13 protein-coding genes and 1 pseudogene are annotated in these 14,321 nt (G+C 59.9%); 7 read left to right on the top strand and 7 right to left on the bottom strand.

Annotation, left to right across the window (positions count from 1 at the left end; all coding sequences use genetic code 11):
* Positions 1-38 precede the first annotated feature (38 nt).
* Complete coding sequence (gene smpB / locus PQQ96_RS00760) at positions 39-485, bottom strand: SsrA-binding protein SmpB (RefSeq protein WP_042323149.1); 447 nt, start codon at positions 483-485, stop codon at positions 39-41.
* Positions 486-585: 100 nt separating this feature from the next.
* Here smpB and PQQ96_RS00755 point away from each other — a divergent pair, with 100 nt between their 5' ends.
* Both PQQ96_RS00755 and PQQ96_RS00750 read left to right on the top strand, forming a co-directional pair.
* Complete coding sequence (locus tag PQQ96_RS00755) at positions 586-1,023, top strand: type II toxin-antitoxin system RatA family toxin (protein ID WP_115780217.1); 438 nt, start codon at positions 586-588, stop codon at positions 1,021-1,023.
* On the top strand, positions 1,020-1,352 hold the full coding sequence (locus tag PQQ96_RS00750) for an RnfH family protein (protein WP_408287452.1): 333 nt from the start codon (positions 1,020-1,022) through the stop codon (positions 1,350-1,352). Before PQQ96_RS00755 ends, PQQ96_RS00750 begins: the two co-directional genes overlap by 4 nt.
* Before the next feature lie 160 nt (positions 1,353-1,512).
* Here the strand turns inward: PQQ96_RS00750 and PQQ96_RS00745 are convergent, their stop codons facing one another.
* The gene (locus PQQ96_RS00745) at positions 1,513-2,490 is read right to left on the bottom strand and encodes a DMT family transporter (protein ID WP_408287627.1); all 978 of its coding nucleotides are present in this window, start codon (positions 2,488-2,490) and stop codon (positions 1,513-1,515) included.
* Between the two features lie 356 nt (positions 2,491-2,846).
* On the opposite strand from PQQ96_RS00745, the gene guaB reads away from it, so the two are divergent.
* The 4 genes from guaB (at position 2,847) to PQQ96_RS00725 (ending at position 9,138) form a co-directional block, all read left to right on the top strand.
* Entirely contained in the window at positions 2,847-4,307 is a 1,461-nt protein-coding gene (gene guaB, locus PQQ96_RS00740; RefSeq protein WP_074283115.1) for an IMP dehydrogenase, read from the top strand.
* 6 nt (positions 4,308-4,313) lie between these two features.
* Positions 4,314-5,042, top strand: coding sequence for a hypothetical protein (locus tag PQQ96_RS00735; RefSeq protein ID WP_408287451.1), 729 nt, complete (start codon positions 4,314-4,316; stop codon positions 5,040-5,042).
* Between the two features lie 203 nt (positions 5,043-5,245).
* A complete protein-coding gene (gene guaA / locus PQQ96_RS00730) occupies positions 5,246-6,829 on the top strand; it encodes a glutamine-hydrolyzing GMP synthase (RefSeq protein WP_408287448.1) in 1,584 nt (527 codons plus the stop codon).
* 104 nt (positions 6,830-6,933) lie between these two features.
* Positions 6,934-9,138 (top strand): OsmC domain/YcaO domain-containing protein, encoded by a 2,205-nt coding sequence (locus PQQ96_RS00725; RefSeq protein WP_408287446.1) that lies wholly within the window; start codon positions 6,934-6,936, stop codon positions 9,136-9,138.
* Between the two features lie 131 nt (positions 9,139-9,269).
* On the opposite strand, the gene benD is transcribed toward PQQ96_RS00725, so the two are convergent.
* The 5 genes and pseudogenes from benD to PQQ96_RS00700 form a co-directional block, all read right to left on the bottom strand.
* On the bottom strand, positions 9,270-10,046 hold the full coding sequence (gene benD, locus PQQ96_RS00720; RefSeq protein WP_408287443.1) for a benzoate diol dehydrogenase BenD: 777 nt from the start codon (positions 10,044-10,046) through the stop codon (positions 9,270-9,272).
* Positions 10,043-11,065, bottom strand: coding sequence for a benzoate 1,2-dioxygenase electron transfer component BenC (gene benC / locus PQQ96_RS00715; protein ID WP_408287440.1), 1,023 nt, complete (start codon positions 11,063-11,065; stop codon positions 10,043-10,045). Before benC ends, benD begins: the two co-directional genes overlap by 4 nt.
* A 40-nt stretch (positions 11,066-11,105) precedes the next feature.
* Positions 11,106-11,594: a benzoate 1,2-dioxygenase small subunit gene (benB, locus tag PQQ96_RS00710; protein WP_408287437.1), complete on the bottom strand. Its 489-nt coding sequence runs from the start codon at positions 11,592-11,594 to the stop codon at positions 11,106-11,108.
* Positions 11,591-12,949: a Rieske 2Fe-2S domain-containing protein gene (locus PQQ96_RS00705; RefSeq protein WP_408287626.1), complete on the bottom strand. Its 1,359-nt coding sequence runs from the start codon at positions 12,947-12,949 to the stop codon at positions 11,591-11,593. The genes benB and PQQ96_RS00705 overlap by 4 nt, the downstream gene beginning before the upstream one ends.
* Positions 12,950-13,083: 134 nt before the next feature.
* Positions 13,084-13,194, bottom strand: a pseudogene (locus PQQ96_RS00700) (catechol 1,2-dioxygenase); the annotation flags it as partial.
* Positions 13,195-13,372: 178 nt separating this feature from the next.
* Here PQQ96_RS00700 and PQQ96_RS00695 point away from each other — a divergent pair.
* A complete protein-coding gene (locus PQQ96_RS00695) occupies positions 13,373-14,296 on the top strand; it encodes a LysR family transcriptional regulator (protein WP_408287434.1) in 924 nt (307 codons plus the stop codon).
* The last annotated feature ends 25 nt before the right edge of the window (positions 14,297-14,321 follow it).

Genomic DNA, 14,321 nt, shown 5'->3' with positions numbered 1-14,321 from the left:
CGCGGCAAATCCGCGCATGGTTTAACGCGCCGATCAGATCACGACGGCGAGCGCATCAGGCGCGCTTTCTCGCGTTCCCAGTCGCGCTTCTTTTCGGTCTCGCGCTTGTCATGCTGCTTCTTACCCTTGGCCAGCCCGATCTCGCATTTGACGCGGCCGCCTTTGTAGTGGAAGTTAAGCGGCACAAGCGTGTAGCCGCGCTGCTCGACTTTGCCGATCAGTTTGCTGATTTCCTCGCTGTGCAGCAGGAGCTTGCGCGTGCGCACCGGGTCCGGATTGATGTGGGTCGAGGCTTCGGGCAGCGGGCTGATGTGCGTGCCGATCAGGAACAGTTCGTTATTCTTGATAACAACGTAACCTTCCTTGATCTGGCCGCGCCCGGCGCGCAGCGCCTTGACCTCCCATCCTTCGAGCACGAGCCCTGCTTCATAGCGTTCTTCGACCGAGTAGTCGTAGAAGGCTTTTCTGTTGTCGATGATGCTCATGAATGGAAAGTGCCCAACTCGTTTAAAATCACGATTTTAGCAAAGCGGGGCAAGGAAAGCCCGCGGCGCTTGTCCACCCTTGCCACGCGCTGTTCAATTTATGGCAGATGTCCAGAAAACCGTGTTGATCCGCCATTCGGCGGAACAGATGTTCGACCTCGTTACCGACGTCGCCGATTACCCCAATTTCCTGCCTTGGTGCGGGGGAGTCGAAATCCGCCGCCAGGACGAAACCGGCATGGAGGCGAAGATCGATATCAACTTCAAGGGCATCAAGCAGCATTTCGCCACGCATAACACCATGGAGCGGCCCACGCGCATCGACATGGAGTTCGCGGACGGCCCATTTCGCAAATTCACGGGCTTCTGGCGTTTTACGCCGTTGCGGGCCGACGCCTGCAAGATCGAATTCGCGCTGCACTACGAATTCACCAACATCATTCTCGAGAAGATCATTGGGCCGGTGTTCAGCCACATTGCCAACACCTTCGTCGAATCGTTCGTGAAGCGCGCCGATCAGCGCTACGGTAAGGCATGAGCGCGCGCTTGTCGATTGAAGTCTGCTACGCGCTCGCCAATGAGCAGACGCTGATCGCCGTGGAATTGCCGGAAGGCGCCACGGTGCAGCAGGCGCTCGACGCGAGCGGCATCTTGCAGCGTTATCCGCAGATCGACCTGGGCACGCAGAAGGTCGGCGTGTTCGGCAAGCTCAAACCGCTCGATGCGGTGCTTGCCGACCACGATCGCGTCGAGATTTACCGGCCGCTACTGGTGGATCCGAAGCTGTCGCGGCAGCGGCGCGTCGAGAAGACCCGCAAGGCGGGTTCGATTGAAGGGCGCCGCTGGCAGAACAAGGATTCGCGCTAGGCTCGTCGTACCGCGGGTGCTGGCGACAAACGGCGGTTGGCCTGGCCGGACTGACTCCAGCCAGGTCTCCAGCGAACAGCGCTAAGCGGCCTTTATGCGGTTCGTCGGTCCGCGGCGCCTGTTGCGTCTCCAGTCAAGCCGTCGAAAGCCGTGCCGCGTGTCAATGTGCGGAAGGCTGCGCCTTTTCCTCAATCGATGTCGCGCCGGACGTGTCGTCACCGGCATGCTGGCGCACCGACCAGCACACCCCCGCCACCAGCAGGAGGATCGCTGCCGTTTCCAGCGGACGCGGCAGGCGCTGGTCATAGATGAAAGCGTAGAGCAGCGCGAAGAGCGTCTCGAACACGATCATCTGACCGGACAGGGTAAGCGGCAGCCGCTTCGACGCGGCGTTCCAAAGCCCGTTGCCGAGCCACGAGGCGCCGGCTGCGAGGCCCAGGTTGAGCATCCAGAAGGTATGCCAGCGGGCGTCGCCAAGCGGCCCCTGCAGGCTGCCAGACGGCATGACGGCGACCACCAGCCACAACAGGGCGCCGAGCGCCCCCGTCACCACACCCCACAGCACCGACCACTCGTTGCCGCTGAAATGCGTCTGACGCTGCAGATAGCGGGAGTTTTCGACCGCGAACCAGGTCCAGCAGGCGAGCGCGCCCACCGCGCAGGCGAGGCCGAGGAGCTTCGTCGCGATACTCACGGGCGTGTTGTCCGCGACCGTGAACACGTCGATATTGATGCAGGCGATACCGGCCACCACCAGCGAAAGCGGCCATACGAGGCGGGCGAGCGGCACGGCGCCGTGATCGCGCCGGCCGAGCAGCGTCACTGTGACCGGCAGCACGCCAACGATCAGCGATGCCGGCGCGATGCCGATCATATGGACCGCCGCGGTCAGCAGCAGGTAGTAGAGCAGGTTGCCGGCCAGCGCCAGCTTGACCAGCGCGCCGAGATCCTCGCGGGTCAGGCGTTTGACGAGCGAGCGGGCCATCGGCAGCGCGGCGGCCAGCGAAACGATGCCGTACATCGTGTAGCGCCCGGCGCTCAGCAGCAGCGGCGAAAAATCGGGCAGCACGCGCGGCACCAGAAACACGATGCCCCATAAGGCCCCGGCCATTACTCCATATGCCACACCGCGCTGCATTGACTGCCCCTGCAAGAAAACTGGAATGGTCGGCAGAATAGCCGTTCGGCTGGCACGGTGTCTTGTTTGATTCTGCATTCCAGTGGCTTTATCTGGCGTTTTCAGGCGCTTTTTAACTTCTGCATGCTGTTCGGCGGCACGGAAGCCCCCCGAATTGCCCGCGTTCCAGGCGCGCAGCGCCTCCATGGGCCCGAACGCGCAAACGAAACCGGATCGAACCCGAGGCGAACGCGGAAGCGAAATCGAAGGGCCCGAAGTCGCGAAAAAATCGCCCGAAATTCGCTAAGCTGCTGTTAGTGCAGTGAAAACCGGGGAGGTATCGCGTATAATTCGCTTTTGCGCCTATAGGATTTGCCATGCGTCTGATCCAAACAGCACTCACGTTCGATGACGTGCTCCTCGTCCCGGCTTTCTCCGATGTTCTGCCGCGCGACACCAGCCTCAAGACCCGGCTGACCCGCAACATCTCCCTGAATATGCCGCTCGTGTCCGCCGCCATGGACACCGTCACCGAAGCCCGTCTCGCGATCGCGATGGCGCAAATGGGTGGCGTGGGCATCATCCACAAGAATCTCACGCCGGCCGAACAGGCGCGTGAAGTTGCCAAGGTCAAGCGCTTCGAATCGGGCGTCGTGCGCGACCCGATCACCGTGCCGCCGCAAATGAAGGTGCGCGACGTCATCGCGCTGTCCCGCCAGCATGGCATTTCGGGCTTCCCGGTCGTCGAAGGCGCGCAACTGGTCGGTATCGTCACGAACCGCGACTTGCGCTTCGAAGAGCGTCTGGACGAGCCGGTGCGCAACATCATGACGCCGCGTGAGCGCCTCGTCACCGTCAAGGAAGGCACGCCGCTCGCCGAAGCCAAGGCGCTGATGCACAGCCACCGCCTCGAGCGCGTGCTGGTCATCAACGACGCATTCGAACTGCGCGGCCTGATGACCGTCAAGGACATCACCAAGCAAACCGAACACCCGGACGCGTGTAAAGACGAACACGGCAAGCTGCGCGCAGGCGCGGCGGTCGGCGTGGGCGAAGACAACGAAGAACGCGTCGAACTGCTGGTGCAGGCCGGTGTGGACGTGATCGTCGTCGACACGGCGCACGGCCACAGCAAGGGCGTGCTCGAGCGCGTCAAGTGGGTCAAACAGAAGTTCCCGCACGTCGAAGTGATCGGCGGCAACATTGCCACCGCGGCGGCAGCCAAGGCGCTCGTCGAATACGGCGCAGACGGCGTGAAAGTCGGTATCGGCCCGGGCTCGATCTGCACGACGCGGATCGTCGCCGGTGTGGGCGTGCCGCAGGTCACCGCGATCTCGAACGTGTCGGAAGCGCTGAAGGGCACGGGCGTGCCGGTCATCGCCGACGGCGGCGTGCGTTTCTCGGGCGACGTCAGCAAGGCGCTGGCCGCCGGCGCGAATTCCGTGATGATGGGCAGCATGTTCGCCGGCACTGAAGAAGCGCCGGGCGACGTGTTCCTGTTCCAGGGCCGCCAGTACAAGTCGTACCGTGGCATGGGCTCGGTCGGCGCGATGAAGGACGGCGCGGCAGACCGCTACTTCCAGGACAACTCCGCGAACATCGACAAGCTGGTGCCGGAAGGGATCGAAGGCCGCGTCGCCTACAAGGGCTCGGTCAACGCGATTCTGTTCCAGTTGATCGGCGGCGTGCGTGCCAGCATGGGCTACTGCGGTTGCCGCACGATCGCGGAGATGAACGACAAGGCCGAGTTCGTGCAGATCACGGGCGCGGGCTTGCGCGAGTCGCATGTGCATGATGTGCAGATCACCAAGGAAGCGCCCAACTACCACGTGGACTAAACGCCAATGAAGCCATTGCTGCGCGCTGTACTCATCCTCGATGCCTTGTTGCTGCTTGCGTTCGGCCTGCTGTTTCTGCTGACGCCCTGGACTTCGTTGTACAACGCGCTGCTCTTGGTGCAAACCCAGCCGGCTCTGGTCGGCCAGGGGTTTGGCGTGGCGCTGATCGGGCTCGCGTGGCTTGCTTTGCACGCGTCGATCGACGGTTCGCTCACGTCGACGGTCGCCAAGGTCGTCGGCCATGTGAACTGGCTGACCGGCGTGCTGATGCTGGTCTGGCTGCTCGGGCTGCATACGCCGGCGCTGACGGGCTTCGGGCAGATCATCGCAGTGCTGACCGGTGTGGTACTGCTGGTGGTTGGCCTGGGCGGTGTGCGCCTGTCGGGCGCGGTGCGACGGCGCGAAAAGGTGCGGCTGGTTGAAGCCGCGGCCGCCGAGCGCGCCGAAAAGCAGGCCGCGAAAGATGCCGCCAAAGATGCGGCTAACAAGCGCGACGCCGGTCGAGTGAGGGCGGACTTTCCGGCCTATCGCGCCGAGCCGGTCGTCGAGCCTGTTATGCCGGTCACACGGCCCGTGGGTCCTGTTGCGGCAGTGCCGCTCTATCCGGCGGCCGACGAACCGGGCCTGACGGCGTCTGAACGCGACGCAAGGGCTGCGGCCGCAACCGCGCGCGACGACGCCCGCAATTCCGCTGCCGATGCCCCCGGTGCGCCCCGGCCGCCGTTTCATGGCTGACGCGCCGAGCGCCAGAACGCCTGCCGAAGCTAGCGGATTTTGTTCGTGCGCGCCGCAGGCAAGTGCCTGGGGTGCCGAACGGTCCCGCGCGTTTCATCGTTACGCTTCATGTTCGATCGTCCCCCCGTGGACCGCTTTGAATTCAACGCCGCGCTTCATGCGCGGCATCCCGTATCCGTTCACTTATGACTCCGTCCGCTGCCATGCATGACAAGATCCTGATCCTCGACTTCGGTTCGCAAGTCACCCAACTGATTGCACGTCGCGTTCGCGAAGCCAACGTGTATTCGGAAATTCATCCCCACGACGTCGACGCGTCGTTCATTCGCGACTTCGCGCCGAAGGGCGTGATCCTCTCCGGCGGCCCGAGTTCGGTGACCGAAACGGACGCACCGCGTGTGCCGCAAGCGGTGTTCGAACTCGGTGTGCCCGTGCTGGGCATTTGCTACGGCATGCAGGCGATGGCCGAGCAGCTCGGCGGTAAGGTCGATATCGGCCACCTGCGTGAGTTCGGCTACGCCGAAGTGCGCGCGCGCAACCATACGAGCCTGCTCGAAGGCATCAGCGACTTCACCACGCCGGAAGGTCACGGCATGCTGAAGGTGTGGATGAGCCACGGCGACAAGGTGCTGGAAATGCCGGAGGGTTTCCAGTTGATGGCATCGACGGAATCGTGCCCGATCGCGGCGATGGCCGACGAGCAGCGCCATTTCTACGGCCTGCAATGGCACCCGGAAGTCACGCACACCGTGCAGGGCCGCGCGATGCTCGAACGTTTCGTGCTGCAGATTTGCGGCGCGAATCCCGACTGGGAAATGGGCCATTACATCGACGAAGCCGTCGCGAAGATTCGCGAGCAGGTCGGCAACGAGCATGTGATTCTGGGCTTGTCGGGTGGCGTGGATTCGTCGGTGGCGGCGGCGCTGTTGCACCGCGCGATCGGCGATCAGCTGACCTGTGTGTTCGTCGATCACGGCCTTCTGCGTTTGAACGAAGCCGAGCAGGTGATGGCGACTTTCGCCGATCACCTCGGCGTGAAGGTGATCCACGTCGACGCGAGCGAAGTGTTCCTGTCGAAGCTGGCCGGCGTGACCGATCCGGAAGCGAAGCGCAAGATCATCGGCGCGGAATTCGTCGAAGTGTTCCAGACCGAAGCCAACAAGCTGACTGATGCGAAGTGGCTCGCGCAAGGCACGATCTATCCGGACGTGATCGAATCGGCCGGCAAGGGCAAGAAGGCCACGCAGACCATCAAGAGCCACCACAACGTGGGCGGCCTGCCAGAGACGCTGAATCTGAAGCTGCTCGAGCCGCTGCGCGAACTGTTCAAGGATGAAGTGCGCGAACTCGGCGTGAAGCTCGGCTTGCCGCCGGCGATGGTGTATCGCCACCCGTTCCCGGGCCCGGGTCTGGGCGTGCGGATTCTCGGCGAAGTGCGCCGCGATTTCGCCGACCTGCTGCGTCGCGCGGACGCGATTTTCATCGAGACGCTGCGCACCTTTATCGACAAGGAAACCGGCAAGTCCTGGTACGACCTGACGAGCCAGGCGTTTGCGGTGTTCCTGCCGGTGAAGAGCGTCGGGGTGATGGGTGACGGCCGGACTTATGAATACGTCGTTGCGTTGCGCGCTGTGCAGACGCTGGACTTCATGACTGCGCATTGGGCGCATCTGCCGCACGAGTTGCTGGGGCATGTGTCGAACCGCATCATTAATGAAGTGCGCGGGATCAACCGGGTGGTGTATGACATCTCGGGTAAGCCGCCGGCAACAATCGAGTGGGAATAAACTTCGCGCCAGGAAGCATCATGCGCTAGTTGATTGACTATTAAAGCCCTGTTTTTTTACAGGGCTTTATATTTTGTTTTGAGCACAATTTTTGGAATTTCCCCATGGAAATTAAAGTCAACTTTCTCGATAAGCTTCGTCTTGAAGCCAAGTTCGATGACTTCACGGTAGTAGCCGACCAGCCGATCCGTTATAAGGGCGATGGCTCGGCGCCGGGTCCCTTCGATTATTTTCTGGCCTCATCGGCTTTGTGTGCAGCTTACTTTGTGAAGTTGTACTGCGTGACTCGCAATATTCCTACCGAAAATATTCGCCTGTCGCAGAATAATATTGTTGATCCGGAAAACCGGTACCAACAGATTTTCAAGATTCAGGTTGAGTTGCCGGCGGACATCTCCGACAAAGACCGCCAGGGTATTTTGCGTTCCATCGACCGTTGTACGGTCAAAAAAGTGGTGCAAGCCGGGCCCGAGTTTGTGATTGAAGAGGTGGAGAACCTGGACGCCGATGCCCAGGCGTTGCTGACGCTAAACCCCGATTCCGATGCCCGCACCTATATTCTAGGCAAGGACCTGCCGCTAGAACAAACCATCGCCAATATGTCGAGCATTTTGGCAGGCTTGGGCATGAAGATTGAAATCGCTTCGTGGCGCAATATCATTCCCAATGTGTGGTCGCTGCATATCCGCGATGCACACTCGCCGATGTGTTTTACCAATGGCAAGGGAGCGACCAAAGAAAGCGCGTTGGCGTCGGCGTTGGGAGAGTTTATCGAGCGCCTGAATTGCAACCATTTCTATGGCGGTGCGTTTTGGGGCGAAGACATCGCCAATGCGGCGTTTGTACATTACCCGAACGAACGCTGGTTCAAACCTGGCCCTAAAGATGCACTGCCGGCTGGGATTCTGGATGAGTACTGCCTTGAAATTTACAACCCCGACGGCGAGTTGCGTGGCTCGCATCTGATCGACACCAACTCCGGCAATGTGCAGCGCGGTATCTGCTCGCTGCCGTTTGTGCGCCGGTCGGATGGCGAGGTGGTGTACTTCCCATCCAACCTGATCGAGAACCTGTACGTCAGCAATGGCATGAGTGCCGGTAACACGCTGACCGAAGCCCAGGTGCAATGCTTGTCGGAAATCTTTGAGCGCGCGGTAAAGCGTGAAATTCTGGAAGGTGAAATCGCATTGCCTGATGTGCCGCACGAAGTGCTGGCGAAATACCCTGGCATTCTGGCCGGGATTCAGGGATTGGAAGAGCAGGGCTTTCCGGTGCTGGTAAAGGATGCGTCGCTGGGTGGGACCTATCCGGTGATGTGCGTCACCTTGATGAACCCGCGCACAGGCGGTGTCTTTGCCTCGTTCGGCGCGCACCCTAGTTTCGAGGTGGCGCTGGAACGGAGTCTGACGGAATTGCTGCAGGGGCGTAGTTTTGAAGGCCTGAACGATTTACCTCAGCCCACCTTTGTCAGTAACGCGGTGACTGAACCGAATAACTTTGTTGAGCACTTCATTGATTCCAGCGGTGTGGTGTCGTGGCGCTTTTTCAGCGCCAAAGCGAACTACGAGTTTGTTGAGTGGGATTTTTCGGGCCAGGGTGAAAACTCCAATGCCGAGGAAGCAGCAACCTTGTTCGGTATTCTCGAAGACATGGGCAAAGAGGTGTACACGGCGGTGTATGACCAACTGGGCGCCGTAGCCTGCCGGATTCTGGTGCCCGATTATTCGGAAGTTTACCCGGTAGAGGATTTGGTCTGGGATAACACAAACAAGGCGCTGTTGTTCCGCGCCGATATTTTGAACCTGCATCGCCTGGACGATGCCGCCCTGGCAGCACTGCTTGAGCGGTTGGAGAACAGTGAGCTGGACGAGCACTCCGATATTGCCACCTTGATCGGCATCGAATTTGACGAGAATACGGACTGGGGGCAGCTAACCGTTCTCGAGTTGAAACTGCTGATTCATCTCGCCTTGAAGCAGTTTGATGAAGCTCAAGAGCTGGTCGGCGCTTTTCTGCAGTACAACGACAATACGGTCGAGCGCGGATTGTTTTACCAGGCTTTGAATGTGGTGCTGGAGGTGATGCTCGATGACGACCTTGAACTGGACGACTACGTGGTCAACTTCCGTCGGATGTTTGGCAACCCCCGGATGGACGCGGTACTGGGGACAGTGGACGGCAGCGTGCGCTTCTTTGGGCTAACGCCAACGAGTATGAAGCTGGAAGGTCTCGATAGGCACCACCGCCTGATCGACAGCTACAAAAAATTGCATACGGCGCGGGCCAATGCGGCGGCTACAGCCGGCTAGGGTGACGAGTCGTGGCTGGACGGCATGATGCCGTTCATCCCCCAGCCACAAACGCATGTTCGATGCCAGAGCGACCCTCTGTGCCGGTGTGTATGAGTGTTGGTGTCCGTTCCGGGATGCTCATTCGCGGGTCAGCCGGTATCGCCACCGGCTACCGGCAACACAGTACCCGTGATATAGCTTGCCTCGTCTGAAGCGAGGAACAGAATCGGCGCGACCTGTTCGTCGATGGTGCCATAACGCTTGAAAAAGGTCGATTCGGTGACCTGCTTCACCGCATCGCCCATCCAGACCTTTTCCTGCTCGCTGTCGCCGGCCGTGTTGCGAGGGACGCGTCGCGGCGGTGCGTCGGTCCCGCCCGGCGCGGTGGCGACCACACGGATGTTGTGCTCCGCGTACTCCATAGCCAGTGACTGCGTCATCGCGTTGACACCGCCCTTGGCCGCCGAATACGGTACGCGGCGGATACCGCGCGTGGCATTCGAGGAGACGTTGACGATGGTGCCGCCGCCACGTTTGAGCAGGTGCGGCAACACAGCGTGGCAAGCATATAGCGTGGGCATGAGTGAACGGCGAATTTCCGCGTCAATCTGCTCAGGTTCGAACTCAGCGAACGGACGCATGCGAATCGCGCCGCCGACGCCATTGATGAGTATGTCGATGCCGCCAAACTTGCGCACCGCAAAAGCCATCGCCGATGCCGCGCCTTCGTACGTCTCAAGGTCGGCGACGAAGCCTGCCGTCTCGGCGCCACTTGCTTCGGCAGCCACTTCGCAAACGAACTCGGCGCGGTCGACGAACAGCACCTTGCCGCCTTCGCTGGCCGCACGAAGCGCGACGGCGCGTCCAATGCCCTGTGCCGCACCGGTGACGACCATGACCTTGCCGGCAAATCGTTGCGTGCTCATACGGACCTCGGTGCTGCGTTAGGCGTGAACTTCTCGTAGTGGAAGCTGTTGGGCTTCACGCCGTTATCGTCGAAATACTGGCGCACTGCATCAACCATCGGTGGCGGCCCGCACAGGTAAACGTCGACATCACCCTCATTCAAGACCTCGGCCGGCATGTGTTGCGTCACCCAACCCTTGGCGGGATGGGTCGAATCCGTGTCGGCCACGACGGTGGTGTAGGTGAAATTCGGCAACTTCGCCAGGTACGCTTCGATTGCATCGACCTGCACCAGGTCGAGGTCTCGGGTCACGCCATAAATCAGTTGGACTTTCTGCTGCGAGTCAGTACGCGCCAGCACTTCCAGCATCGACAGGAACGGAGCCAGACCCGTGCCGCCAGCGAGGAACAGCAACGGCCGCTCCACGGCGCGTAGATAGAAACTACCGAGCGGCCCGGTCAGCTCCAGCTTGTTGCCTGACTGTGCGGAGTCGAGCCAGGTGCTCATCACGCCACCGGGAATCCTCTTGATCAGAAAACTGACTTTCGATTGCCCCGGTGCCGATGAGAAGGAATACGAACGATGCTGGCCGCTGCCTGGAACATCAATGTTGACATACTGGCCCGGCAGGAATACCGGCGCGCTCGCATCCACGTCCAGTTCGAGCACGACGGCCGCATCGTTGTGCGGCTCCACCTTCGATACCGTCGCGGCGAACCTGCTCTGTTCAGTCTTGCATGCAGTGGAAGAGGCCGGCACCGCAATCACGCAATCGCTTTGCGGCACCATCTGGCAGGTGAGTACAAGGCCACTGTCCTTCTCGTCCTCGCTCAGCGCGTCTTCGATGTAATCGTCGCCAAGGTCGTAGGCGCCGCTTTCGGCGCGGCATTTGCAGGTACCGCACACGCCATCGGAGCAATCCATTGGCAGGTTAATCTTCGCGCGAAAGGCGGCATCGAGCACCTTCTCGCCCGGCTTGCATGCGACGAAGCGGGTCACGCCGTCCTCGAAGTTCAATGCGATGTTGTAGCTGGACATCTTGTCTCCTCCACTTCCAGTTTCCTCCCGCCGCTCGACATCAAACGTGATAAATGTCGAGCACCTGGCGGATGTAATCGTTCTTCAGCACGATCTTCTTGCTGGCGATCAGCAAGGCATCGTCGACCTTTCGCAAAGTCACGAACATCGTGCCGAAAAAATGATCGTTGATTCTGTAGCGGTGGCTGAGCGTATCGAAGTTGTAGCGCACATCCACTTCGTTGCCGCGTTCGGCCAGCACTTCCACATTGGTCACGTTGTGGCTGGTTCGCGGTTCTGGCATCGACGCACTACTGCGTTCAGTCTTGATGCGGAACACCCGGTCTTCCAGGCCGCCACGGTCCGGGTAATACATCAGCGAGATTTGACTCTCGTGGTCATCGGTGAGCTGGTCGTCGTCATCCCACGCCGGCATCCAGTAGGTGACGTCCTCGGCGTAGCAGGCGAGCCAATCGTCCCACTGGCGGTCATCGAGCAGGCGCGCTTCGCGGTACAGCATGGCGCAGATTGTCTGGTAATCGAAGCTCATGCCACGGTCTCCTCGTGTTCCTTTTTCAGTCCGTCGCGCATCACTTGCACCCAGTATTCGTGCTGGCACACAAACAGGCCTTCGTCTTCGCTGCGCTCGCCTGAGATAACCGGCTTGATACCCATCGTCTTCGCATTCTCGTCCGGGCCATCGACCCACAACGGCGCCCCGCGCGAAAGGTCGTTCCACATCGCCGTGGTGCCGGCATAGCCCGCCTGGCAAGCGCGGAACTCTTCAAGATCATCTGCGGTGCCCATTCCCGTGACGTTGAAGAAATCCTCGTATTGGCGAATGCGTGTAGCCCGGTCGGCTGGGCTCTCACCCTTTGGGGCAAAGCAGAAGATGGTGACTTCGGTCTTGTCTACGCTGATCGGGCGTACCACGCGAATCTGGGTGCTGAACTGGTCCATCAGGAAAACGTTCGGATACAGGCACAGGTTTCGAGTCTGGTTGACAATAAAATCTGCCTTGACTTCGCCGACGCGCGCCTTGATTTCTTCGCGGTACTGATAGACCGGTCGCACTTCCGGGTTCATCGTCTTGGTCCACAACAGAATGTGGCCGTGGTCGAACCCATACACGCCGGCTACCGACTTGCTCCAGCTGTTCGCATCCACCGCCTTCGTGCCATCCACCTTGCGGCGGTCCATCGTCGCAGCGTAGTTCCAGTGCACGGTGCTGACGTGGTAGCCGTCGCAGCCGTTCTCCATCTGCATCTTCCAGTTGCCGTCGTAGATGTACGAGGAATTGCCGCGCAACACTTCCAGCCCGTTTGCGGCCTGGTCGACGATCTGGTCGATGATGACTTTGGTCTCGCCGAGGTAGTCTTCAAGCGGCATCGCGTCCGCGGTGAGGCTGCCGAACAGGAAGCCGCGATAGCTCTGGAAGCGTGCGACTTTTTTCAGGTCGTGCGAGCCGTTGGTATTGAACTGCACTGGGTATTCGGTCGTCTTCACGTCCTTCACTTTCAGCAGCTTGCCCGTGTTAGCGAAACTCCAGCCGTGGAACGGACAGGTGAAGGTACCTTTGTTGCCGTGCTTTTTCCGGCAAAGCATGGCGCCTTTGTGCGCGCAGGCGTTAATGACCGCGTGCAGTTCGCCGCTTTTGTCGCGAGTGATCACGATGGGCTGGCGACCAATCCAGGTGGTGTAGTAGTCGTTGTTGTCGGGAATCTGGCTTTCGTGCGCGAGATATACCCAGTTGCTCTCGAAGATGTGTTTCATCTCGAGCTCAAACAAATCGGCGTTGGTGAAAATATCGCGGCGGCAACGGAATACACCGTTTTGCTTATCGTCCTGAACGGCGGTATGCAGCAGTTCATCCAGTTGCGAGGCTTTGTCGATAATTGCAGACATGAGTGCTCTCCCTACGCGTGCGCCAGGTGATGGCGCACGCGCATCGGTGTCGAAAGTTTCTTGCGAAGAATTGAGCGGCAGCAGGGGTACGACGTGGCAGCCGCGTTGAGCGGTCAGGCGGTAGCAGATGCACGGAGGCGATGGACAATCTGCCTGGCGCAAGCACTACGGTCCTCGCTACCGACGTTAGCAGCAGCTTTCAGCAGGCCCTGCGCTTCCTTCGTATCGAACACTTTGATGCTCATGTCTGCTCCTGAATCTCTATTTTATCTGGGGGGGGGTAAACCCTTGTTTTGGCGCCCGTCTGAATATGCCTTGGGGGTATAATAGGTGCTTAAACAGAGTGTGAATGCAGAATAATGGACGCCGGAAGGCCCCGTCCAACACTGATTTAGTATCGGTCTATACTCGCGAGGTATTGAAATGGAGCTGCGGCATCTTCGCTATTTCGTCGCTGTAGCCGAGGAACGCAATTTCACGCGCGCGGCACAGCGGCTGAACATGGCCCAACCGCCGTTGAGCCGTCAGATACAGCAACTTGAAGAGATTCTTGAGGTGCAGCTATTCCAGCGCGACTCGCGCCCGTTGAAGCTCACGGAGACGGGTAAGTTTTTCTATGCGCATGCGGTCCAATTGCTGGCTCAGACGTCCGAACTCGAATCTATGACGAGGCGCGTGGGCAACATCGAGCGCAGCCTCTCTGTCGGTTTCGTGGGTTCGACGTTGTATGGCATGTTGCCAAAAATCATCCGGCGCTTTCGCGACGAGAACACGACAGTCGAACTCAGCCTCCATGAGATGTCGACGATGGATCAGATTCGAGCGCTGAAAGACGGTCAGATTGATGTCGGGTTCGGCCGTATCCGGCATGAGGACGCCAACATCCGCCGGGTGATTCTTCGTGAGGAGAAAATGATTGTTGCATTCCCGGAGGGCCATTCACTCTCATCGGGCAAGCCCGTCCTCGCGCTCAGCGACCTGGTCAACGAGACCCTGATTATTTTCCCTAAGGCGCCGCGGCCCAGTTTTGCAGACCAGGTGCTGTCGGCATTCGCAGATCGTGGTCTCAAGCCTCGCCGGATATATGAAGTACGGGAGTTGCAGATTGCGCTAGGCCTCGTCGCAGCGGGGGAGGGAATTTCTGTCGTTCCGAGTAGCGTGTATGGCCTGAAGCGAGACGATGTGAGTTACAAGGAACTGGACGACCCCACGCTGGTTTCCCCAATCATCATGAGCACGCGAATGCTAGACGAGTCGCGCGATCTTCAGGAATTGCTTGAACTCATCTATCGGTTGTATGAGGAGGAGAGGGTGCCTTATGCGCCCCGTAACGATGTCGGGCGGTGATGGTGATACCCGCTTACCGTCCGAT

Origin of the sequence: Paraburkholderia sediminicola, assembly GCF_046027825.1 — a bacterium.
Classification (GTDB): Bacteria; Pseudomonadota; Gammaproteobacteria; order Burkholderiales; family Burkholderiaceae; genus Paraburkholderia; species Paraburkholderia sediminicola_D.
The sequence above is the reverse complement of the archived record's forward strand: the minus strand, read 5'-3'. Positions and strand labels throughout refer to the sequence as shown.